The 22,423-nt window shown below is 37.7% G+C and carries 21 protein-coding genes, 2 rRNA genes and 1 pseudogene; 9 read left to right on the top strand and 15 right to left on the bottom strand.

All coding sequences use genetic code 11. The features are described 5' to 3' along the window. Positions 1–23: 23 nt before the first annotated feature. The 3 genes from IPP64_10580 to IPP64_10570 all read left to right on the top strand — a co-directional run bounded on the left by IPP64_10580 (position 24) and on the right by IPP64_10570 (position 5,055). Positions 24–2,905, top strand: a 23S ribosomal RNA gene (locus IPP64_10580). A 94-nt stretch (positions 2,906–2,999) separates the two neighbouring features. Next, positions 3,000–3,111 (top strand): 5S ribosomal RNA (rrf, locus tag IPP64_10575). Positions 3,112–3,192: 81 nt separating this feature from the next. Continuing rightward, the gene (locus IPP64_10570) at positions 3,193–5,055 is read left to right on the top strand and encodes a hypothetical protein (protein MBL0329839.1); all 1,863 of its coding nucleotides are present in this window, start codon (positions 3,193–3,195) and stop codon (positions 5,053–5,055) included. Between the two features lie 2 nt (positions 5,056–5,057). Here IPP64_10570 and IPP64_10565 read toward each other — a convergent pair whose 3' ends face one another. Further along, positions 5,058–6,326 (bottom strand): asparagine synthetase B, encoded by a 1,269-nt coding sequence (locus IPP64_10565; protein MBL0329838.1) that lies wholly within the window; start codon positions 6,324–6,326, stop codon positions 5,058–5,060. An 11-nt stretch (positions 6,327–6,337) separates the two neighbouring features. Next, positions 6,338–7,878, bottom strand: a pseudogene (gene dnaB, locus IPP64_10560) (replicative DNA helicase). A 137-nt stretch (positions 7,879–8,015) separates the two neighbouring features. Between dnaB and IPP64_10555 the strand changes: the two are divergent. After that, on the top strand, positions 8,016–9,314 hold the full coding sequence (locus tag IPP64_10555) for a hypothetical protein (GenBank protein ID MBL0329837.1): 1,299 nt from the start codon (positions 8,016–8,018) through the stop codon (positions 9,312–9,314). Here the strand turns inward: IPP64_10555 and IPP64_10550 are convergent. From IPP64_10550 to IPP64_10540, 3 genes are read right to left on the bottom strand one after another with little or no spacing between them, the layout of a single operon-like run. Continuing rightward, positions 9,297–9,779, bottom strand: coding sequence for a hypothetical protein (locus tag IPP64_10550; protein MBL0329836.1), 483 nt, complete (start codon positions 9,777–9,779; stop codon positions 9,297–9,299). The genes IPP64_10555 and IPP64_10550 overlap by 18 nt on opposite strands. Continuing rightward, positions 9,780–10,592, bottom strand: a complete 813-nt coding sequence (locus IPP64_10545) for a hypothetical protein (protein ID MBL0329835.1) — start codon at positions 10,590–10,592, stop codon at positions 9,780–9,782. A 5-nt stretch (positions 10,593–10,597) separates the two neighbouring features. Further along, positions 10,598–11,377, bottom strand: a complete 780-nt coding sequence (locus IPP64_10540) for a hypothetical protein (GenBank protein ID MBL0329834.1) — start codon at positions 11,375–11,377, stop codon at positions 10,598–10,600. Between the two features lie 162 nt (positions 11,378–11,539). Between IPP64_10540 and IPP64_10535 the strand changes: the two genes are divergently transcribed. Both IPP64_10535 and IPP64_10530 read left to right on the top strand, forming a co-directional pair. After that, positions 11,540–12,268, top strand: coding sequence for a DUF2807 domain-containing protein (locus IPP64_10535; protein MBL0329833.1), 729 nt, complete (start codon positions 11,540–11,542; stop codon positions 12,266–12,268). Between the two features lie 332 nt (positions 12,269–12,600). After that, positions 12,601–13,227 carry a hypothetical protein gene (locus IPP64_10530; GenBank protein MBL0329832.1) on the top strand — a complete coding sequence of 209 codons (627 nt, stop codon included), beginning with the start codon at positions 12,601–12,603 and terminating at the stop codon, positions 13,225–13,227. Positions 13,228–13,282: 55 nt separating this feature from the next. Here IPP64_10530 and IPP64_10525 read toward each other — a convergent pair whose 3' ends face one another. Beyond that, on the bottom strand, positions 13,283–13,684 hold the full coding sequence (locus tag IPP64_10525; protein MBL0329831.1) for a tetratricopeptide repeat protein: 402 nt from the start codon (positions 13,682–13,684) through the stop codon (positions 13,283–13,285). A 74-nt stretch (positions 13,685–13,758) separates the two neighbouring features. Between IPP64_10525 and IPP64_10520 the strand changes: the two genes are divergently transcribed. Continuing rightward, positions 13,759–14,151 (top strand): hypothetical protein, encoded by a 393-nt coding sequence (locus IPP64_10520; GenBank protein MBL0329830.1) that lies wholly within the window; start codon positions 13,759–13,761, stop codon positions 14,149–14,151. A gap of 6 nt (positions 14,152–14,157) precedes the next feature. Here IPP64_10520 and IPP64_10515 read toward each other — a convergent pair whose 3' ends face one another. The 5 genes from IPP64_10515 to IPP64_10495 form a co-directional block, all read right to left on the bottom strand. After that, the gene (locus tag IPP64_10515) at positions 14,158–14,448 is read right to left on the bottom strand and encodes a hypothetical protein (protein MBL0329829.1); all 291 of its coding nucleotides are present in this window, start codon (positions 14,446–14,448) and stop codon (positions 14,158–14,160) included. 85 nt (positions 14,449–14,533) lie between these two features. Further along, complete coding sequence (locus IPP64_10510; GenBank protein ID MBL0329828.1) at positions 14,534–15,217, bottom strand: DUF2461 domain-containing protein; 684 nt, start codon at positions 15,215–15,217, stop codon at positions 14,534–14,536. Between the two features lie 4 nt (positions 15,218–15,221). Next, a complete protein-coding gene (locus tag IPP64_10505; protein ID MBL0329827.1) occupies positions 15,222–15,686 on the bottom strand; it encodes a hypothetical protein in 465 nt (154 codons plus the stop codon). A gap of 58 nt (positions 15,687–15,744) precedes the next feature. After that, the gene (locus tag IPP64_10500; GenBank protein MBL0329826.1) at positions 15,745–16,095 is read right to left on the bottom strand and encodes a hypothetical protein; all 351 of its coding nucleotides are present in this window, start codon (positions 16,093–16,095) and stop codon (positions 15,745–15,747) included. Between the two features lie 19 nt (positions 16,096–16,114). Next, a complete protein-coding gene (locus tag IPP64_10495; GenBank protein ID MBL0329825.1) occupies positions 16,115–16,417 on the bottom strand; it encodes a hypothetical protein in 303 nt (100 codons plus the stop codon). Positions 16,418–16,559: 142 nt separating this feature from the next. Between IPP64_10495 and IPP64_10490 the strand changes: the two genes are divergently transcribed. Further along, positions 16,560–17,900: a T9SS type A sorting domain-containing protein gene (locus IPP64_10490; GenBank protein ID MBL0329824.1), complete on the top strand. Its 1,341-nt coding sequence runs from the start codon at positions 16,560–16,562 to the stop codon at positions 17,898–17,900. Between the two features lie 208 nt (positions 17,901–18,108). Next, positions 18,109–19,164, top strand: coding sequence for a T9SS type A sorting domain-containing protein (locus IPP64_10485; protein ID MBL0329823.1), 1,056 nt, complete (start codon positions 18,109–18,111; stop codon positions 19,162–19,164). A gap of 95 nt (positions 19,165–19,259) precedes the next feature. Here IPP64_10485 and IPP64_10480 read toward each other — a convergent pair whose 3' ends face one another. From IPP64_10480 to IPP64_10465, 4 genes are all read right to left on the bottom strand, one after another. After that, entirely contained in the window at positions 19,260–20,447 is a 1,188-nt protein-coding gene (locus tag IPP64_10480; protein ID MBL0329822.1) for a VWA domain-containing protein, read from the bottom strand. A gap of 217 nt (positions 20,448–20,664) precedes the next feature. Next, a complete protein-coding gene (locus tag IPP64_10475; GenBank protein ID MBL0329821.1) occupies positions 20,665–21,141 on the bottom strand; it encodes a hypothetical protein in 477 nt (158 codons plus the stop codon). A gap of 63 nt (positions 21,142–21,204) precedes the next feature. Then, on the bottom strand, positions 21,205–21,747 hold the full coding sequence (locus tag IPP64_10470) for a hypothetical protein (protein MBL0329820.1): 543 nt from the start codon (positions 21,745–21,747) through the stop codon (positions 21,205–21,207). A gap of 132 nt (positions 21,748–21,879) precedes the next feature. Then, the gene (locus tag IPP64_10465; GenBank protein MBL0329819.1) at positions 21,880–22,383 is read right to left on the bottom strand and encodes a hypothetical protein; all 504 of its coding nucleotides are present in this window, start codon (positions 22,381–22,383) and stop codon (positions 21,880–21,882) included. Positions 22,384–22,423: the final 40 nt, after the last annotated feature.

Genomic DNA, 22,423 nt, shown 5'->3' with positions numbered 1-22,423 from the left:
AATAGAATACAAGTAATTATTAATAAGAAAGTAATTAAGGGCGTATGGCGAATGCCTTGGCTCTCAAAGGCGATGAAGGACGTGATAAGCTGCGATAAGCTACGGTTAGGAGCAAATATCTTTACCCGTAGATTTCCGAATGGGGCAACCCAATAGTTTGAAGAACTATTATCCGAAAGGATGCTAACCCGGAGAACTGAAACATCTAAGTACCCGGAGGAAAAGAAAACAATTTAGTGATTCCCTGAGTAGTGGCGAGCGAAAGGGGATTAGCCCAAACCATAATTGTTAAGGCAATTATGGGGTTGTAGGACTACAATATTGACTGCGTTTTTAAAGTGGAATCTTCTGGAAAGTTGAATCATAGAGGGTGATAATCCCGTACACGAATTAAAAGCGCTACATAGTAGTATCCTGAGTACCGCGAGGTCGGAGACGCCTTGTGGGAATCCACCAGCACCATCTGGTAAGGCTAAATACTTTTGAGAGACCGATAGTGAACTAGTACTGTGAAGGAAAGGTGAAAAGAACCGCGAACAGCGGAGTGAAATAGATCCTGAAACCATACGCCTACAAGCGGTTGGAGCGGCTTCGTGCCGTGACAGCGTGCCTTTTGCATAATGAGCCTACGAGTTACTCCTCTCTAGCAAGGTTAAAGATTTAAGATCTGCAGCCGAAGCGAAAGCAAGTCTGAATAGGGCGCATAGTTAGAGGGGGTAGACGCGAAACCTTGTGATCTACCCATGACCAGGTTGAAGTTCCGGTAACACGGAATGGAGGACCGAACTGATAAGCGTTGAAAAGCTTCCGGATGAGTTGTGGGTAGGGGTGAAAGGCTAATCAAACTGGGAAATAGCTCGTACTCCCCGAAATGTTTTTAGGAACAGCCTCGAGGTTGAGTCATATAGAGGTAGAGCTACTGATTGGACTAGGGGGCTTCACCGCCTACCAAATCCTGACAAACTCCGAATACTATATGATATACTCGGGAGTGAGCCCATGGGTGCTAAGGTCCGTGGGCGAGAGGGAAAGAACCCAGACCAGCAGCTAAGGTCCCCAAATCTATGTTAAGTTGAACTAATGTGGTCCGATTGCTTTGACAGCTAGGATGTTTGCTTGGAAGCAGCAATTCATTTAAAGAGTGCGTAACAGCTCACTAGTCGAGCGATTGGGCGTAGATAATAATCGGGCATTAAACATAGTACCGAAGCTCTGGATTACATAGCAATATGTACTGGTAGGGGAGCATTCTAATTGCATCGAAGGTGTGGCGTCAGCCATGCTGGAGCGATTAGAAAAGCAAATGTAGGCATAAGTAACGATAAGGCGGGCGAGAAACCCGCCCACCGATAGACTAAGGTTTCCTGAACAACGTTAATCGATTCAGGGTTAGTCGGGACCTAAGGCGAAGCCGAATGGCGTAGTCGATGGACAACTGGTTAATATTCCAGTACTTGCTTTACTGCGATGTGGTGACGAAGTAGTGAAAGTTCTGCGCACTGACGAATATGTGCGTTAAAAGATGTAGGTATAGGTTGAGTAGGTAAATCCGCTCGACTTGCCGAATCCGATAGTATCCTGAGCCTTCGGGCAAAGGAATATGAACCTAATCAGACTTCCAAGAAAAACCACTAAGCTTCAGGTAACAGCAACCCGTACCGCAAACCGACACAGGTAGTCAAGGAGAGAATCCTGAGGTGCTCGAGTGATCCGCGGCTAAGGAACTAGGCAAATTAACCCTGTAACTTCGGGAAAAAGGGTGCCCTCCGCAAGGAGGGCCACAGTAAAATGGCTCTGGCGACTGTTTATCAAAAACACATGGCTATGCTAAACTGAAAGGTGATGTATATGGCCTGACACCTGCCCGGTGCTGGAAGGTTAAGAGGAGAGGTTATTCGCAAGAAGAAGCTTTGAATTGAAGCCCCAGTAAACGGCGGCCGTAACTATAACGGTCCTAAGGTAGCGAAATTCCTTGTCGGGTAAGTTCCGACCTGCACGAATGGTGTAACGATCTGAGCACTGTCTCAGCCGCGAGCTCGGTGAAATTGTAGTATCGGTGAAGATGCCGATTACCCGCAACGGGACGGAAAGACCCCGTGCACCTTCACTATAGCTTAACATTGACTTTGGATAATTCATGTGTAGGATAGGTGGGAGACTTTGAAGTGGTGTCGCTAGGCATCATGGAGTCAACCTTGAAATACCACCCTTGAATTATTTGGAGTCTAACTCCCGAACGGAGGACATTGTTTGGTGGGTAGTTTGACTGGGGTGGTCGCCTCCAAAAAAGTATCGGAGGCTTTCAAAGGTACCCTCAGTACGCTTGGTAACCGTACGTAGAGTGCAATAGCATAAGGGTGCTTGACTGTGAGACTTACAAGTCGAGCAGGGCCGAAAGGCGGATATAGTGATCCGGTGGTTCCGCATGGAAGGGCCATCGCTCAAAGGATAAAAGGTACGCCGGGGATAACAGGCTGATCCCTCCCAAGAGCTCATATCGACGGGGGGGTTTGGCACCTCGATGTCGGCTCGTCACATCCTGGGGCTGGAGAAGGTCCCAAGGGTTCGGCTGTTCGCCGATTAAAGTGGCACGCGAGCTGGGTTCAGAACGTCGTGAGACAGTTCGGTCCCTATCTGTTGTGGGCGTTAGAAATTTGCGAGGACCTGACTCTAGTACGAGAGGACCGAGTCGGACGGACCGCTAGTGTACCAGTTGTGGTGTCAACTGCATCGCTGGGTAGCTATGTTCGGATGAGATAAGCGCTGAAAGCATCTAAGTGCGAAACTCGCCTCAAGATAAGATTTCTTTAAAGGGTCGTAGAAGATTACTACGTTGATAGGTTGTAAGTGTAAAGACAGTAATGTCAAAGCTGAGCAATACTAATTACCCGTTAGCTTTCTTATTAAACTTGATATTTTAATTTGTTACTTTTATTATTGTTGTATTTTCTTTCTTTATTATGTCAATCTTATTATGTCCGCAAATACGGACTATGATTTTAGGTGACTATAGCGGTGAGGTCCACCTCTTCCCATTCCGAACAGAGAAGTTAAGCCCACCAGCGCAGATGGTACTACATTAAAATGTGGGAGAGTATGTCGTTGCCACTTTTAAATTAGCCTCAATTCTTTACAGAATTGGGGCTTTTTTATTCTATATAACTTATTTTTGTAAAACACAGTTCCTCATAAATGAAATATATTCGGGAAATAGTTTTATTTTTTATTCTGTTATCACATTTCTGTTATTCCCGAAATAGTGATACAACCAAATACCTCAATCAAAAATTTCTTACCCATTCCTTTAATTCCTCGCAATTTGGGAATCAAGATTCAATCAACTTCATTGACAACTCCTTAGTTAATTTTCAAAACCACTTTAGTCGATATCATATCGGGAATTCAGGTATGGCTTTCAATAGGCCCGGTAGAAACTATTCCCTTAAAACAACAGGATTTCATTATAATTCAAATAATTTTCAAGATTATTTCTTTACAAAAGAAAATTTATTGTTTTATGATACTCGAACACCCTACTCTGACCTGTTTTATATCATTGGTTCCAAGAAAGAACAAGATTTTAAGCTGACATTCTCGTATAATGTCAAAAAAAATTGGAATATTACCGCAAATTTTTTTCGAATCCGATCTGAAGGATTTTACTCGAGACAAAGTACAAATGATAATTTCTTATCATTTTCTTCTATCTATAAATCAAAAAATAATCGTTACAATTTGTTAGTTGGCTTAGTATTCAATTACATCCAAAACTCTGAGAATGACAAAATTGCTGATGATTCAATATTTGAGAACGGTTCGCTACTCGACAAACAATTACTCGATGTAAATTTATCTGCTGCAAAAGGAAGTTACAAGAATAGAAGTGTATTCGTTAATCAATATTTAAATTTAGGCAAGAAGTCGAATGATACTGCACTACATGGCTTGGTTATTCCAAATAGCAGAATAATGCTGTCGTCAGTTTTTGAAGACAATTCATTAAAATATGAAGATGAAGATCCTTTATCCGGTTTTTATTCTAATATATTTTATGATTCCTTATCTACTAAAGATTCTGTTTATAATGTGACTGTTGAAAATGAATTGTCTTGGAAACGCTTGGATAACAATAAACACCGAGGTTTTATAGATAAAGTTGGTGTTGGTGTGAATGTGAAGGATCAATTTGTTTTTATTAAACAACGAGAAATTGATACTACGTTCAATAATATTATCGCTGGGCTAGAGCTTTTCAATACCTATTCTACAAATAAATTATGGTTTAACCTTTCTGCAAATAATTGTTTTCTTGGATACAATGAGAATGATTATCAGTTGAAAGGCTCAATAAAGAAAGGGTTTTTAGATAGTTTGACGTATTTGACGCTAAATATTAGTTCAACTCGTCAGGAACCCGATTTTATTTATAACAGGTTTACTTCCAATCATTTTAAATGGGAAAATAATTTTGAGAAAATTATTGAGAATGCCGCCCAATTGAATTTTAGCATGAAAAAGTATCGGTTTGAGATTGGTATTAGCTATAAAGAGCTTACAAATCCGGTTTATTTTGATAATTATGCAATGGCTCGTCAATACATGGGAACAATTCCTGTTACATCAGCGTATTTAAAAAAGAATTTTTCTTTCTTTAATTGGCATTTGAATAATTCTATTTTGTATCAATATGTGCCAGACTCATTAGTAGTAAGGCTTCCCGAGTACACTTTGGAACATTCCCTGTTCTATGAAAACAATTTGTTTAAGAAAGCGATGCGTATTCAAATCGGAGCTTCTGTGTTTTTTGTTTCCAACTATTATGCAAATAAATACATGCCTGCCACTGCACAATTTTATTTGCAGGATGATAAAAAATATGGAAACTATCCCTTCATTGATTTTTTTATCAATGCAAAAATACAATCGGTAAGAATATTTTTTAAGATTGACCACCTGAACAGCGGTTGGATGGCGAACAAATATATGATGACAGCTGATTATCCAATGAATGACAGAGCATTCAAGCTAGGCATCTCTTGGCGCTTTTTCGATTAAAATTATGTTTTTTGCTTCTTCTTCTTTGCAGCTGGAAAAAGAATATTGTTTAAAATTAATCTGTATCCGGGAGAATTAGGATGTAAACTCAAATCTGTTGGTGGATCCTCAACTCTGTGTTCGTAATCTTCGGGATCATGACCGCTAAAAAAAGTAAAGGTGCCTTTTCCGTATGTGCCATGTATGTAACGTGCTTCATTAGCCGCTTTGTTTTCCCCTAAAATCAATACGTTTGGCTTTATAAATGTTTTGTCGAAACCAACTGTTTGTCCCCAAAAACCTTTTATGATTTGTTCATGATTTTGGCATAGCATGGTTGGAACTACATCCCATTTTGCAGAATATTCAAATAGGGTAAATAAATCATTTGTTTTATTTATGCCATATTTCTGCTTACGAGTAAGGTAAGTATCGATGTTCGATTTTGCATATTCGTTTGGGTTGGTACTAAGGCTAAAGTTTGTAAATGCAAATGTTTTAGAGAAATCTAATTTTTGATTGTAGTTGGGGGTCGTTCCATCACCATCGAACATGCTTTCGCAAATGTCTAATCCATCAGCCGCTAAAGCAATATCATAGCTGTCTGGAGCAGAACACATGGAAAATAAAAATCCGCCTCCAGAGGTGAAATCCCGAATTTTTTTTGCTACAGCAAGTTTCATTTCTGAGACTTTACTATATCCTAAATTTCGAGCACTTGTTTCTAATGTGCGCTGCTGCTCTTGATACCAAGGGGCATTCCGGTAGCCAAACCAGAACTTTCCATATTGACCCGTGAAATCTTCGTGGTGTAAGTGTAACCAATCGTAGAGCAATAATTTTTCTTTTAAAATTTCTTCGTCATAAATAATATCGTACGGAATTTCTGCATAGGTGAGTACCAATGTCACAGCATCATCCCAGGGTTGTTTCATTTTGGGAGAGTAAACTGCAACTTTCGGAGCTTTTTCCAACTTCACATCTTCCATGTTCACTTCAGGGTTGGAGATTTCTGTAAGGATGGCTGTGGATCTTGAATCGGCAATTATTTCAAATGATACACCACGAACGGTGCATTCATTTTGAATCGATTTTGCATCCTTAATCATGAAACTTCCTCCGCGGTAATTGAGTAACCAATGCACTTCTACATCTTGTTTTAAAACCCAATAGGCAACACCGTAAGCTTTCAAATGATCCTTTTGTTCAATATCCATAGGGATAAGAATAAAAGTAGCTCTTGAAAACAAACTAATAGAAATAAAAAAGATAAGGATACTTAATCGCTTCATTCAAATTTTGATTAGAAAGGATGATCTTCTTCAATATCATTCATTTTCGATCCTCGGATTACTGAATTTGACTGTGTGTCAAAATCCGTTGCCGGGGAAAGTTTATTGGATGAACCTGCATAGTCCAAATTTTGATCCAACAAATCAAGATCAGCGAATTTTGTGAACTGACCGATGTATCTTGTTTTAGCTGAGTCTACCGGACCATTACGATGTTTTGCGATAATTAATTCTGCCATACCTAAAGTAGAGCTACCGTTTTCATCTTCTGTAATGTTATAGTATTCCGGACGATGAATAAACATAACCATATCCGCATCCTGCTCAATCGCACCGGATTCACGTAAATCGGAAAGCTGTGGACGTTTATCACCACCGCGGGTTTCCACAGCACGGCTCAACTGTGAAAGTGCAATAACCGGAATTTCTAATTCTTTTGCTAATCCTTTTAGTGAACGAGAGATGGTTGCAATTTCTTGTTCGCGATTTCCTTTCCCTTCGCCACCTGCTGTCATCAACTGAAGATAATCGACAATTAATAATTCGATACCATGTTGTTCTTTTAATCTTCGTGCTTTTGCACGCAATTCGAAAACAGACAATCCCGGTGTATCATCAATGAATAAAGGAGCATCCGAAAGTTTACGGATTTTATCGTTGAGTTGCTGGAACTCATAATCTTCCAAATTCCCTTTTTTTAATTTTTCAGAGGATAATTCCGATTCACTTGCAATCAAACGTGTAACAAGCTGTAAGGACGACATCTCTAATGAGAAAATCGCAACAGGCTTATTAAAATCAACTGCTGCGTTACGAGCCATGCTTAATACCAATGCGGTTTTACCCATAGCCGGGCGGGCTGCAATAATTACTAAGTCGGATTTTTGCCATCCCGAAGTAAGTCGGTCAAGTGCAGTTAATCCCGATGGAACACCGGAAAAATTTCCTTTATTATTTTTTGTGATTTCAATTTGATCAATGGCTTTACGAATGAGGGTACTCATTTTATCGTAATTTTTCTTGATATTCCCTTCAACAATGGAAAATAAGTTTTTTTCCGCATTGTCTAATAAGTCGAATACATCCGACCCATCTTCGTAGGCATCGTTAATTGTTTTGTAGAGATACGAATAAGTTCTCGTTGAATAAATTTTTGTGCAACGATCCGTGCATGAAATTCGGCATTTGCTGCAGAAGCAACACGATTGGTTAATTGTGTGATGTAATAAGCACCACCCACCAACTCCAATTCTCCGGTTTTTTTAAGCTCTTGGGTAACCGTAAGGATATCTACCGGCTCAGAGCGTGTAAACAGTTGTTCTATGGCTTGAAAAATGCGTGCATTGGCATCTTTGTAAAAACTTTGAGGTTTTAAAATGTCGATGACATTCGTTAACGCATCTTTTTCAAGCATTAATGCGCCCAAAACAGCCTCTTCTAATTCAACCGCTTGAGGTGGCATTTTTCCTATGTCCATCAGCTGCTGAGTGGGGCTCGTTTTACCCACTCTTCTTCGGGAGTTTATATCGTTTTTTGTAGTAAAATCAGTCATAGTACAAAGTTACCAAATTTTAAAAGATGTGGAAAGGAAATATACTTTTGAACACCTCATAAACATCTTATTAACAGATATTCGGGTTCTTTTTAGCTAATTTTGTTGTAATTGCTTAACTTTATAAGATGTTTCATGTGAACAAAATATATACGCTGATTTCTTTTTTGTCGATTTTTCTTCTGTTTTCCTGTAAAAAGGAGGTAGATGAGAAAGGCCCGGAAATCACATTTGTTTCTCCTGTTGAAAATCAGACATTTAATGTCTATGGTTACGTAACTGTGAATGCAACAGTTACAGATGAAACAAAATTAACGGAGGTTTCTGTTAGTTTATTGGATGCGGATCAACATTTTGCACATAGTACAATTCCTGTTACGGTATCATCCCCCAGCATGACGATCAATTTAGCCTATTTCTTGGATAATATTCATTTGGAAACCGGCTATTATTACATGAAAATTTCTGCATCTGATGGCGAAAACACGTCACAAGAATTTCAGAAAATCTATTTGATTGCGGTTCCTAAAGCGTTAAAAGCAATTTATGTTGCTACTGCAACTGGAAGCACCGCCACAAACCTTTCGAAATTGGATACCAATTTTACGAGTATCACCCCTTATCATACCTTTTCCGGTGATCACCTGGGATCTTCAGTGAGCAGCTATTATCAGCAAGCGTATGTCTGCGGAAATTTTACTGGAAATTTCACAGGACATATATTGGAGTATAATTCTCCAAAGTTCACTGTTATGCCAATTGTTTCTTCCAACCCTTACTTTACAGGATATTTCAATACAGATAAAGATACCTATGTTGGTCGATTTGATGGAACCATCAGAGGATATTCCTACACCGGTGGAATATTTTATTCTGCAAATGCAATTGCAGGACATTATGCGCAGAAAATGTGTTTTAATGATGGGTATTTGATTGTAGAGGAAAAAGAACAATTTACTTCCGGTAAAAAGCTGGCGACTTATTTTCCTACAGGAAGCTTAGAAAAAAATTGCACATTAACGCAAGATGTTATTTCATTTTGTGAGAAAGATGCCTCCAATGTATTTGTTTTTGGAAATGTAGGCGGACAAGCAACACTGCAATTGTTTGATCGGATTAATAATAATTTATGGAATCCATATCCTTTTGCTTTGGCATCAGGTAGCTTGCTGAGTGCTTTAAAACTGGATGCTGATACTTATTTATTAGGGCATTCGAATGGTACAATTTATAAGTATCAATATTCCATGAGCAGTGTTACTACTTATTTAGCTGGGTACACCGCGGTGCAAATGAAATATGACAATGTGAGAAATCAATTGTATGTAATTGAGGCAAACAAAATAACCACTTTTAACCCGATTACATTGGCACAAGTGAATACCATCACTTCCGCTGAGCCAATTCTAGATCTTCATCTATTGTATAATCGCTAGTTTTTCCAGATCCTCTTTATAGTCGTATTGCAAGTCCTCATGAAGTTTTGAAAAGGCGACTTTAATTTTCTCTATTTCTCGGTAATAGAGGTTACTGATGATTTTGCTGGAATCTAAATTGATGCGTGCTGCTTTCACTTTTTTGCAGAAATAAATTCGCAGATCCAATTCAGATTCTTTTTTACTGGAGTTTTTGATGAGTTTGTTCAGATTGCGAACAACCTTTTGAAGCCCCTTTTTTGTGGTATAAGCAGTCTTTCGGTTGACATCGTGAAAGAGTTCATCGATTTCTTTTTTTACTTTTTCGAGGTATTCTTTTTCATCGTTAACGTCAAATAGAAGATAGGAAAGCAATTCTTTGTTTTCCTTTTTATGTTTTGCTAATCGGATGCACAAGTCAAGCAACTCTTTCTTTTCGAGTGTGCCCAGTTCTTTTTGTATTTCAGGAAGTGTATGCGATTTCACTTATTCAATGTTACATTTAATATCGTATTTCATCGGAATATCTTTGCCACCCATTTTTAGAATAAAATCTTGGTGTGCATCTGTAATGATAGGCCATCCGGTAGTTATGTCAACGGTGATGGTTCCTGTTATTTTCCCTTCCATCGAAAATTCATTGCCAAACTTTTCACCACTTCCATAAAGTTTACCATCAATTGTTATAATCGCAAAATCTTCGTGAAGTTCTTTCAGTGTATATGTAGCGCTGCAGTTCATTTTATTGCCGGCTTTTATCACGATTTCTTTTTGCCAGGTCTCACCAATACTAATTTCTTTGTCGGGATACACCACCAGAAATTGAATTTTATTCTCAGAAGAGTCAACAATAGCGCCTTTATCCATGTGTACTTCCGACTTCTTTTTCAATTGGCTATTGTAAATGCTGCGGTACGTGTTTCCTTCTAATGTGAATACAGAAAGTGCTACCAGTTTTGCATCACCGGTTAAGGAATCTGGGCCCGAAGCAGAGCCACTAACAGCTACTCCTTGAATAGTTCCCGACATTCTTATTTTATCGTTGGTCATATCCACCACAATATCTCCATTCTCGTTGGTTCCACCTCTGGCAGTGATGTCCATTTCAAAAGCTGTAAGATCTCCGGATGCAACTTGGTTTACAGAAAAGGCATACTTCATCCTTACTTGTTTGCCGGGCACGGGCTTAAATGCCAACTTTATTTTATCAGTATTTTCTTTGGGTGCATCTGTGCTATTGTTGCAGCCTGCTATCAATAGGAGCGATGCAAGTACAGTGTAAAAAAATACTTTTTTCATCGGATTTAGTTTTTGTCTTTCGTTTTAATCAAATCCATTTTTAATTCGATGGTGATGTTGTCGGTCTTTTCTGGAACAGATTCAGAAAAAGCATCGTTCCAAAGCAGTGTATTGTCTTTTTTGCTGTCGCTCACAAAAACAAATCCTACAATGATATCTTCATTTTTACGGAAGATGTGCACTTGCTCTTTGTCCTTTTGGTTTTTATAGTCGCCACCTTCAGGCGATTTTAAAGTAACTTTTGAAGGAACCATCATTCCGATTTTATCTCCAACATAACGCACCTTGTAGCGAATCATAATTTCTTTGCCATCTCTGTCCCATCCATCAAATTCTAATCGAAAGTTTCCGAAAGAAAGTTCTTTTTCAGGCGGCAGGGGCATTGCTTTGGTTTCAAACACTGTTTGTTCATTGCAGATATACACGCCATTTAAGTGAAGGGAGGTGCTATCCGTTTTGATATTGTCCGCTTTGATATCAATTACTTTTGATTCATTATCACGAGGAGCCACAACAATCCATTTGTCTTTTGAGAAAATATTGCCTTGGTGTGTTGTGAAATAACATTCTTCGGGCTTGATGACAATTGTTTTGTTACTGTAATTAAAAACTTTCAGTTTGGCCTTAATAACATCAAATTCGCTTAATCCACCGGTTACATTTATTTTAAGGTTGGCAGATTCGAATGTTTTGTCTTCAAAAAAAACGGTTTCAAATTTTATTTTTTTTTGAGCAATTGAGGTCAGTGTTACTGACGTTAGAAGGATAAGTAGTAGCTTTTTCATAAGAAGGAATTATTCATCATAAAAATACAAATATTTACTTGTTTTTAAAAGCAATTGCTTGTTTTTTAGAAGCTTAATTTATTAATAGGCGACTTGTAACTTTTAAGGTAGCATATCCGTCTCCCTAAAAAGCATTAATTTTACATTTAAATGATTCACCCTATGAAAACTGTATCAGTTCTGTTAAAAAGTATCTTAGTTATTTCTACATTGGTTTTTGCCGGATGTAATGATGTCACCGTTTCAACCGGTGATGGCTCTGAAGAAGTAAAAGCCAGTGGAGTAAAAATGACGGAAGTGCGTGAAATTCCTGCCTTTAATCAAATTTCTTTGGAAGGTGTTTTTAATGTCTACTTGCAGCAGAAAGATAAAGAATCGGTGCGCATTGAGGCAGATGAAAATGTGTTGCCTTTAATTGTTACGGAAGTAGTGGATGGTATTTTGACCGTGAAGTTGAAGGACGATACGAAGATTGTAAAAATGAAATTAATCAATGTGTATATTACCTTGAAAGACATTCAGAAATTAGAGACCAAAGGAGTAGGGATGGTGCAATGTATGGAGAAATTAAATTTAAAAACAGTGGAATTGAGTTTAAAAGGTGTTGGGGCAACAAAATTAAATCTGGATTGTGAAACATTAACGATTCAATCAGAATTAGTGGGTAGTTTGGGTTTGCAAGGTTCCGGAAAATCGTTAACAATAAAACACAAAGGAATTGGTGCTTTGGAGGCATTTGATTTTAAAGCAGAAAGAGTGAATCTAGAAACGGATGGTGTAGGAAAGGCAGAAGTATTTGCTTCAGAAGAATTAATTGTTGATGCAAAAGGTTTAGGTGGTGTTGAATACAAAGGGAATCCGAGTAAAAAAATATCAAGAAAGAAGGGCTAGGGGAAGTGGAGAGTGCCGATTAATAATTTGTTTTTCTATTCTTTCGGAGAGCGATTTTTCATAACCCCGATATAGTTGTACGGACGATTTCTATGAATGTTCCGTAATTTTTCGTTTTAAATTTTCAACCTTTTTTCTGTTAATATCATTTCTCATTTTTTTTACAACCTTTCCTTTTTCTTGCCGTACAAAAAGCCAAATTTACAACCCATGTAACTTCAAGCTCTCTGTTTGTAATGGTTTTAGAAGCCATGCAAAATTTACTATCAAAATCATCCCTGTCATTTAAACTTATACTATGATACATCTAACGCATTTAAAACATATACGTCATGAAAACAAAAACGTTTATCTTAACATTGTTGGCTTTGATCACTCATGCAGTGGTATCCAGCCAAACACCTGCTAACCAAGCATTCGAACACAACAAAAATTTCATCTTAGGTTATGCCAATTACACAGAAGCAGAGCGAAGAGAATTTTCAATGGTGGACGACCCTTCCATATTGATCATGCAATCGGAGGAGTTGTTGGCCAGAGCAAAAAAAATAAAAATGGAAGCCGGTCTAAAACGTGGGGAAGAACAAAAACGAATGATAGACACAGCCAACGAATTAATCAAACAAGCAAACACAAAAAAATTAGCAGCATGCGAACTGTTAGCCTTCAACAATCGAGCAGAGTTTAAACTCTTAAAGGCGGCTTTCATTAATAATCTGGAAAATTATGATCAAGCGGATAGCACCATTATGAAAGCCAAAAGTTTATTGTTAAGTGCCGTTCGTTCTTATCGATTTGCAACGGAGTTGAGAGAAGAAGCATATGCACAAAAAAGTATTCCGGCTATTTTAGCCAACTTGCATAACGCAGAAGAAAGAGAGAGTTTAGCAATCGTAAATATTGTACAAGCCATGCAAATGGTTGACAGGGTTGCTCCGCAGGTAGTAGCGACAAGATAAACGTAAGCAAAAAAAAGCCCCTCGATGCATCGAGGGGCTTTTTTTTGATACTGTTTTATTTGCAATTTTTTCGAAATGCTTCTTTTGCACCTTCAAGTTCTAGTTTTACAGCTTTCTTAAAATCATCGCAGCTGGTTGCATCTCCTGTGGAACTTTTTACCAATGCTCTCTGAAAATAGGCCTCCGCATAGGAGTCTTTCATTTTAATCGTTATCGAGTAATCCAGTAATGCATTTTTCATGTCGCCCTTTTTGAAGTTGGCATTGCCTCGGTTGAAATAAACATAATCGGCCGGAAAAAGCTTAATGGCCTCGTTGTATTTTTCAATGGCTTTGTCGTATTGACCTTTTGCCAATAGCGCATTTCCTTCGAAATAGGTGTTGTAAAAGTCGGTGTCCTGTGAAACACAATTTTTAGAAACGACAAAAAGAGTAAAAAGCAGAAATAAGGTTTTCATATATTAAATGTAAATAATAATATAATTAAAAACAAGATTTAGAATGATAATTGTCATAGTCGCACTCTTTATTTATGTCTTACATTTATGCAAATGAAATAAACATGAAAGCCTACAAACTCATTAATGTTAATGGAACCGATTCCTCCTTTATTGAAGGAACCGTTTGTGAGGTGCATCATATCGATGTGGATTACTTTTTTATTCAAACCAATATTGAAAACTATCAATTGACGGCACACCCTGCACCGCGTTACCAATTTGTAATTACCTTAAAAGGGAAATTGAAATTTACGGTTACAAATGGAGATAGCTTTATTATTGAACCCGGTGTTGTTTTGGTTGCAAAAGATCTTTTAGGGAAGGGGCATACTTGGGAAATGATCGAAGGCAAGGAATGGCATCGTATCTATATTGTTCCAAAGCCGGATGGGGAAGATTGTTTTACCCCATTAACAATATCCTGATTGGTATCAATATCCGTTTTGATTGTTTAATCGATTGACTACTTCTTGAATGGTAGAATTAGTGACAGGATATGCCGTGTCGTTGTTATAAACTACTTGCTGATTATTCTCCAACCAGATACCATGTTTTTTACCATCAGCACCAGTAAAATTAATGGTGTCGCTGGGGTAGTTAATGAAAAAGTTCTTGGATGTTGTGGCAGTTTCATCTGTTGCAGTGCTTTCATTTGGTTCATGGGCACAACCCACAACGAATAGACATAAAATTGCCACAAGTAGAATAATAGATTTTGTCATGAGATTTTTTTTGGACTGAGTTTGGTGTTACCAAATTAAGAAATATTTAAAGTAATTTCGATTCAATTTCTTGCAAGTAGTTTTCCTAAACGATGGATATTCCATTCACATCTGTGGTTAATACATCCGTCATATAATCCAAAAACGGACGCATACTTCTGAATGTATCACTCAGTTGTTTTGCGAATTTTTCGGAAAGAACTTCTTTATCCGTGAATTTTTTTACAATGATGAATTGTTTGTATCGAAGCAAATCAATTGCAGGATCGTTTGCATCAAAGCCTTTGGGTGTTGTTTTGATTTGGTCTCCTTTGAGTGTCCCGAAGGTATCGACAAATTTTTTGCTTTTTAGTATTTTACGCAACGGTGTTGCATCATAGGCAAATTCATCGCGGATGCGTTTCAAATCTTTCGGATCTGGTCCCCAAAAACCACCTGCAACAAACGTATTTCCTGCTTCGATGTGAAAATAATATCCTCCTCTGCGCTGCTTGGTCGCCCGTTGAAAACCTCCGCTCCAGTTCGTTTTGTATGGTGTTTTTTCTTTTGAGAATCGGGTATCGCGGTAAATGCGGTGCAAACTTTTCTTTCCACTCGGATTTTCAATCACATCGTGTTTGTTCATTTCGAACAACAACGCATCTGCAAAAGCAACGATGTTTTCGTGTTCTTTTAAATAGCGATCTTTATTTTTATTAAACCAATCGCGGTTATTATTTTTTGCGATTAGTTTTAAGAATTCGAGATTGGAGAGTTGAATTTTTGACATGTATCTAATTTATTTCATATTTAATAATCCCATCATTCTTTTTGAAATAGGAATCGAAATTGTCCTTGGTGATTATCTGTTTGCCATCCTTTTTTTTAATCTCCATTCTTTCGAAATTGAAAACTCTGTTATTAATAAACTGCTGTTTTGCATTTGAATAACGGTCGTTGTGCAAATAACCGATAACCAAATTACACTTCGGAGGCAACGTAAATTGAAGTCCGAGGAGGCTCGTGTCCTGATCTTCCACATGAACCGATTTTGCCCAGTCGATTTCCCCTGAACTTGTGGAGGAATAAGCCGTTGTGGTTGCATCAAACAATGGGAATCCATCGGCTACTGATAGGGTATATGTTAGAACAATGTCGGAGGTGCTGTTGTTTTTTATTATAAAATATTCCTGCCATGAGCAAGCTTCTAACAGCAGCATCAGGGCAACAGCAAATGTTGTTTTTGAGATTTGCTTCATTTGATAAGAAGGTCTTTTAGAAGTGAGGCTGTTTTCATAGAAATGGATTTTGATGCTTTTATTGATATGCTCGTTTTGTAAGTTTTTCCTGAATCATTTCAATTGCTTCGTGTCCGGATTCCGGTAATTGTCCATGCACATAACGTATTTCTGTTTCGCCAGTTTTTAGTTCAATGTGCACTTCATCATAGGCCTCCATCTTCCGAGATAGATTACTGCTAAATAAAAAGCCAATAACAAAATCCATTAAAGATGTTTTATGTTTATTGTTTTTAACAATAATAGATTTTATTTTTTCGAAAAAATATCTGTCTTCGGCTAGAGCAGGTGCTTCTTGCCAAGTAATTTCAGCATACTTGTCGTAAATTTTTATTTTAAAAGGAGGCTTTGATTCGAAGAAAGGATTCATTGATTTTCTAAACTGTTTTTTATTTTTTTATCAATTCTCTGTCGCCACCAATTGCTTTTGGATCGAGACCATTTACGAAGATCGTATCCTGATTTATTTTAAAGCTTCTTCGTTTGTCGTTTTGTTTACTGTTTAAAATGATACTGTCTCTTATTACTGAATAGTTTCCTTTTTCTCGCATCGATTTTAAAAACGTGGGGTACTTAAAAAAATAGGTTGAATCATTTTGTAAACGCAACTTACAGGTTCCACTATTGTTTGTATACGTTTTTGTGGTGCAGCTGAAGGTAAATAGAATGAAAATTAACCAAACATATTTCATGCTATTAAGTTACGCATTTTATTCAAAGTGTGCCTAAAACAGAAGCAATTCAATTTTCCCATAGGCCTTTTGTTAACAGGAAGTTAAAAATTTAATAATCTCAAACGAAGGATAAACCCTACCTTTGCAAAAAAATAAAACTATGAAAAATAAATACTTCTTAATTAGTGCATTGCTTACAACATCGTTTGCGTCTTACGGACAAACATGTAACCTTTTCTTTTCGGAATACCTTGAAGGTAGTTCAAACAACAAAGCGATTGAAATTTACAATCCATTACCTACTGCCGTTAATTTAGCTGATTATAAAGTATACCGTTACAATAATGGTTCTCCAACGCCTTCTGATTCCTTACAATTGGTTGGGTTTCTAGCGCCTGGTGCAGTTTATGTTGCCGGAAACCCGTCAGCTATTCCCGCAATTCTTTCCCTTTCTGATACCTTGAGCACCATCACCTTTTTTAATGGGGATGATGTGATGGAGTTGCGCTATAAGCCAACAAATACAAGTGTGGATATTATTGGTATAATTGGTGTCGATCCAGGAGTCAACTGGCCTGTAGGTACTGGTGCAACCAGTGAATTCACTTTAGTACGAAACATTGTCCATACCAATGGAGAATTGAATTGGACAATTGGTGCTACTGAATGGGATGTATATCCTGTAAACACAATCAGCTTTTTGGGCTCTCATACTGGTAATCCTTGCTGTGCAGTTACCACATCTAGTTTAACAAATTCTTCTTGCATCAGTTATTTATGGGCACAAACAGGAACAACATATGCGGCATCTGGTAGTTATCACGACACAGTGCCTAATTTTGGTGGTTGTGATTCAATCATTACACTTAATTTAACAATTTTGAATCCTGTTACTACAAATTCATCTGTTACTATTTGTGCAGGTCAATCCTTAACTGTCGGATCTAGCACTTATTCAACTGCCGGAGTTTACACGGATGTTTTAACCGCTGCCAATACCTGTGATAGTGTTGTCGTAACCAACCTAACTGTTCAAGCAGCTTTGGATCTTACCGTTACCAATTCTTCTCCCATATTAACAGCAAATCAAGCCGGTGCAACTTATCAGTGGCTGGATTGTAATAATAGTAATTTACCTATCGCCAGCGCAACTGGCCAATCGTATACAGCAACCTTAGCTGGTTCGTATGCCGTTGAAATTACCTTGGGTGCTTGTGTTGATACTTCCGCTTGTCAAGCGGTTACAATTACGTCTATTGATGAAGCAAAAACAGAGGTGTTCTCAATCTATCCAAACCCTACATCGGGAGCATTTGCCTTGCAACTCAACCAATCTGCACACATTAAAATTACCGATGCACTTGGAAGAATTGTTTTTGTGAAACAATTGAATGCAGGTACCGAGCTTGTTGACTTAACATCTGTTTCGAATGGTGTTTATTTTTTAACCGTGTTAACCGACAATTCACAATTTGTACAACGAATCAATATTGCGAAATAGAAACAACACGTTTCTTTGTGTAAGACCTCAAGTTTCGACTTGAGGTCTTTTTTTTTCTAAAAAGTGTGGCCGATTTTTACTCATGGCCTTCTAACTACTCCATAAATAAAGAAAGTAAAAGAAAATCACTCTTTTTTATGGAATTTCTATGTAAAAAACATCTTGATTGCAGAAAAACAGAAAACAAACACTTTAAACCCCTGAAATCATGAAAACAATCGCTATCTCTATCCCAAAACCTTGTCACGAAGACTGGAACAAAATGACTCCCGATGCTAAAGGCGCTTTTTGTGCTTCTTGCCAAAAATCGGTATACGACTTTTCAAATAAAACGGATCAAGAAATTATCTCGGTATTTGAAAAGGAAGAAAAGGGAAAAGTGTGTGGACGATTTGCTCCTTCACAACTTTCTCGCCCCGTTGTTTCTTTTGGTAATCCTACCACCACCAACCGTCTAGCTATTTTTGCTTATGCTTTGTTGTTAGTTTTTGGTGCGGCTTTGTTTAGTGGAGCAGAGGCATTCGGACAAGAAATTAAAGGGGATGTGAAAGTGGAAGTGATGGGCAAGGTTGCTGTTCACCCAATTGAAACGCCTGTTGAAACAGAAACAACTCCTTCAACCGATACCACCGTAAAAGCAACCATCACTCCCATGGTGAAATGTGGATTCCAGCGTAAGCCGGATCTTGAATATAAAACCTTAGGTGAAGTATATATTGAGGAAGTGGAACCTCGCGTTTTTGGTGATACAATGATTCAAGAGTTACCGGATGTTGATACGGTTATCGTGGAAGATATTGGAATTGATACTATCCCTGTGGTGGAACCAACTCCAATTGAATATGTAGTAGGCATGATTGCGTATGTACCTGGTCCAGAAGTGGAGCCGTTGATTATCGAGCAGCCGGTTGATACTACAACAACTATTGATGTTCCAGTTACAGAAGAGCCCATCCCGGATAAATTACCAATCAATGATGAACCGGTAATTGTTCCTTCAACCGAATTGGAAGTGTTTATTTCTCCGAACCCAAGCAGCGGTCAAATTACACTTGGGTATACTTTAGAAAACACCATGCCGGTGCGCATCGATTTATTTGACATCACCGGTAAAATGGTGAAAACCTTGAGTAATCAAAATAAACAATATGCAGGGAAATACAATGTAACGTATAACATTTCTGATTTACCAAATGGGATCTATATTGCTACATTAACAACTGCCAATCAACAAGTAAGTACGAAAATTATCTTAACAAGATAAGTAGCTGTGACGAATTACTTAGTGATGTAATTCTTAATAAAAGCAAAAAGGCAATGGTGTTTCATCCATTGCCTTTTTTTTGAGCGTGTCAATACTTAATTGTGTTGTACCATAATCATTTTGGTATTATAGGTTTTAACGGATTGGTCATACACTTGAAAAAGATAATTTCCGTTTGGTAATTCGGTTAAATCAATCGTTTCGTTTTTGTTGGTCAATGTACCTCCTTTTAGATAACGTCCGTTCATGTCATTGATTTCGTAGCTGAATGGACCATCAATAGTTAGTTCTACATTTAAATTCACATCCACCGGATTCGGATAGGCTTTCATGAAACTTTGTTTCACAAATACTTTTGGCAAGGCACGTTGTGCAGGAGATAAACCAAGAATAATCGGATACAAATTAAATTTTACGTTCATCGAATCACATTTGTCTACTACTTGTTCAAGTGTATAGTCCGACATCGTAGAATCTTGCGAAGGAGCATCACCGATTACTAGCAGCAAACGTTTATTGCCCGGTGTCCAACTCATCTCTTCAATGGTTTTTACAATGGCATCGTTGACCGATTCGGGGGTATCCGGATTTCCGATGGTTTCATACTCTTTCAAAAACGTTTTCATTTTATTAATGTCGTAAGATAAATCCAAACTGTTGTACCAAAAATCATAGTGCCAGTTTTTATCACCGTATTCGGCAATTCCCACTTTTACATTGTCGAATTTTTCCAAATAGTTTAAAATGATGTCCATGCTTTTTTGAACTTTTTCGATATCATCGGCCATGCTTCCTGTTTTATCGATCAGAAACACAATGTCGGTTCCATCGTTAATACGGGTTGATAGGATTTCAATAATCGAGTTTAATAAACTATCGGCATTGGGAGTAAAAAACGCGCGACCATGAAGCTTCTGTGATAACGAAGTAAAATAGCTAACCGCCATTTGATTGTAAAGCGATGTGTCGTACAAGGGAATGATTTTGTTCAAGGAATCCACAACACGGTCGTTGACATTGTATTCAACATGTGCAACAGGTTCGGCATCAGTGTAAGCATGTGCTTTAATGGTATTGCATACGATGGGGGCTGCAGCTTTCGTTGGCTCTTGAATTTCTTCCGGAACAACCTCCTCCTGAATCACTTCATTTTTTGGAGTTTGGGCAGCAGCTTGACCGCCATTGTCGGGTTCTTTGGTAGGAGCATTGCATGAAAAAAGAAAGAATGCAACGAATAGAAAAATCCATTGGCCGAAGGTTGAAAAGGTGCGAGTTGTTTTCATAGTGCTGCGTTTTAGAGTTGAACGACTGTTGGGATAGTTTCTGGCCTATTTGATACGATGACGTAGTTTTTTTAATAGGTTGCTTTCCGTTATTTGTAATCATAACGGAATTCGATTAAAAAGATACATTTTTCTTTCTAGACGAATTGAAGGGAAGACTTGTTACAAAGAAAATTAGAAGCTTGTGGTTAGTGGAGTTTGTTCGTTTATAGGAGAATTAATACGCATGAATTTTAATCAAATAATCAATCATTTTCAAACTTTCAACTACATCTGGTGTTTGGGAATTGAACACGGTGGTGGATATAACCAGCTGTATGGTATGATCTCCGGAAGGTTTGTTGAATTTGCCTTTTATAGTTTTTTGTTCTCGTTCGTTTTGTGGATAAGATAACTGGTAGGTGATTGAATCTAAAATTTTAAATTTTATTTCTTTCTCAATCCATTCATTTTTTGCTTGTAGGATGTCGATGTTAAAAGGTTGTCCGTTTTCAATCTCTGTTTTTTTTAGGCGACCAACAATGTAAGTGGTGGCAAAATACCCATGTCTGCCTCCTTTTGAAAGTGAATCGATTCGTTGTTGTACCGATGCTGTTTCCTCTTTTTCGAAACTGTTTTCAGGTGTAGTACTGCAGGAACATAATAAGCTGATAACAAGTATTCCGATGCTCCGGATGATTTTTTCTATCCTCATAATTGCACTTCTTATTTTTCGATAAACGTTTTGAAAAAGATTTTTTCTTCTGAATAATATTCGTTAATTCTTTGCTCTGCTTTTTATTTTTGGCTTGTAATAGTTAAGATGTTTATAGAAATCAATAAAGGAAGGTAATTGAATCAAATTAAAGAACATTTCCAGATTTGCAATGTCTGCTTTGTTTGCAATGCTAAATTCCTTATTGTTACACTCAAAGCAAACGGATATATACTGCAGGACCGTTCCATCGTTTTTTAGAAAAAACACATGATGCCTTGGGTTGAAACAATCTGCACCGGAGTTGTCGTTGCTATCGTTTTTGTATTTTCCGGCTAATACGTCATTTAAAAGTTTTAATTGTTCATCATTCAGTTGAATACTGATGGAATCTTTAAGGTCTTCAATTTTGTTTGTACCTCCTCTTTCATAGACGTATGGATTTATGGTTACAAATGCTATCGCTTTGTCAAATTTAAAATTCAAACAGTTTTCTAACACCGCTTTTTGATTTTCTGTTTTTACCGCTTCAGCAGGTGCGGGTTCATGTGTGCATGCAGTGAATGCAAAAGTTAAAAATAGGAGCAGAGGGATGAGTTGTTTCATGTGATTAAATTACGAATTTTATTGTTAAATTGTTGCTAGGTAGCCTCGATGGGGATGGTAAATTTTCAAGAATATGCAAAGAATTCTATTCACAGAACTCAATAAAGCCTTCTCCTTGTGAAGCCTCCAGTATTACTGATATTGAAACGGCTCATTTCCTTCTGCCATTTTTCGGATGTTTTCTAAAACACGTCTCATATAAATGCGCCAAAACGTTTTTGTAAAAAGCCAGTTCAATGGATAGAAGAGGGGAGTGTTGGAGTGAAGTGTATAGGTATAGTCTATTTGTATTTTATTCGGTGCTAGTTCTGTCGTTTGCCATTCACCTACAAATTTGGTGAAGCCAAGCATCCACGACTGGAAATTACCAACTTCAATTTTCCAGTATTGATTTTCGATACGTTCAATCACTTTGTCGGTGGAGATCCAACCGCCTTTTTGTGAAATGGATTTGGCCGCAAACACTTTTTTGCTAAAGCCTACCTTTCCCCAATGTTCATCTTCGGTGCAATGGGTGACTTTAGGCATCACCCCATAACCTGTATGTACTTTTGAAATGTCGCAGAGCATGGGTGATTTAAACGTGCGCTCCAAGGAACATTGATAGATGGTGGTGATTTTTGTTTTGTTTTCCATTCGTATCAAATATATGTAAAAGGTATGGCGCTTTTACAAA

The sequence above is a fragment of the Bacteroidota bacterium genome, assembly GCA_016722565.1.
GTDB lineage: Bacteria > Bacteroidota > Bacteroidia > 2-12-FULL-35-15 > 2-12-FULL-35-15 > 2-12-FULL-35-15.
This window is presented reverse-complemented; position numbering and strand designations above follow the sequence as displayed.